Genomic DNA, 1,195 nt, shown 5'->3' on the forward strand with positions numbered 1-1,195 from the left:
GACCATCACTGGAGCGTTTACATTTCATACCAGCAATTCTACCAGAAAATGACATTACTTTCTAAAAGATTAGTAAAACATGTCAATGGTTACTTGGAACATGCAAGGCGGCACGGATTCCATTGAAAGCAAATGGAACAAGTACGTGAACCAACTCGTTCAACACATCGATTATATTTGTCTCCAAGAAGCTGGCGCTCTCCCGCAGACATCGACCCCCGCCCCCGGACCAGTACCCGGTTGGGCAACAGCAGCGCCACCAGCTGCCTTTGCGTGGCAATACCATATCTGGAACATCGGAACCCAAAGCAGGCCGAAGAATGTCCATATTTTATGGGGGCAGACGGATACAGCAGGCAATCGCGTCAATCTCGCGATTTGCTCATTAATTGCTCCGGGAGCACTCCTTTACGCACCGCCCGGCTTAGCGGGTGGCCGGCCAGCCATGGGGATGCAATTTGCCCCGTTAGTCAACATATACACCTTGCATGCGTTCTCCGGGGGCGGCGGTGATGCTGGCGGCCTGATCACCAACATTGGCGCCGGCCCGGCGCCTTGGTTTGCGCTTGGAGACTATAACCGCGCACCGACTTGGGCGCCTCCGCTCGGCGTCTTGTGCGGTCCTGATGCGCCCACTCACCAGGGTGGGGGCGAGTTGGACTACATGATCAAGTCAGGCGGTGGCATTCAAACCGGGGAGGTACAACAGGGCGGTTCCTGGTCGGACCACTTTTACGTCGCTTACGCGTAGAGGCCGTCGAGTCCTCGCGCCAGGCCGTTGCGGTCAGGGCTCCGCGGTGCGTGTGAAGCAGTAGCTTCGGACTGGCGCAAAGAGTCAGTCCGCGATCACACGACCTCGTGAAGCGCTATTCCTTCGCGCAGGGAATGCGAAAAGGTGCGAACAACCTTTAATGGTGGGTGGTGACACTACCGTCGAATGCCGCTATTCCCACGATCCAAGCAATCATCGCGACCGTGACCTTCAATTACCGTGTCAATCTCGGTCGACCTTGAACACGCCTTGCCGCAGCTCACGATCGGTCAACTCATGCCCGCACCACACATGGACCTCCCGCGCCCCGGCACTACGGGCCAACTCCTGGAGCGCACGCTTCTCCAGTCCGTTCTGAACAACCTGCTATGCCACGCCCTGCAGTGCGGGTTCGCGAGCCCGGTCGCAGATGGCGGGATCAAC

The 1,195-nt window shown here is 57.6% G+C and carries 1 protein-coding gene; it reads left to right on the forward strand.

From position 1 onward, the window contains the following. Positions 1–100: 100 nt before the first annotated feature. Positions 101–751, forward strand: coding sequence for a hypothetical protein (locus tag ACPEES_RS23480; protein WP_435106948.1), 651 nt, complete (start codon positions 101–103; stop codon positions 749–751). Positions 752–1,195 lie beyond the last annotated feature (444 nt).

It is taken from the genome of Arhodomonas sp. AD133, from assembly GCF_051195215.1.
Classification (GTDB): Bacteria; Pseudomonadota; Gammaproteobacteria; order Nitrococcales; family Nitrococcaceae; genus Arhodomonas.

What these genes read in the sequence shown, in the direction of transcription:
- ACPEES_RS23480 (WP_435106948.1), top strand. Translation starts at nt 101, where the DNA reads ATGCAAGGCGGCACGGATTCCATTGAAAGCAAATGGAACAAGTACGTG.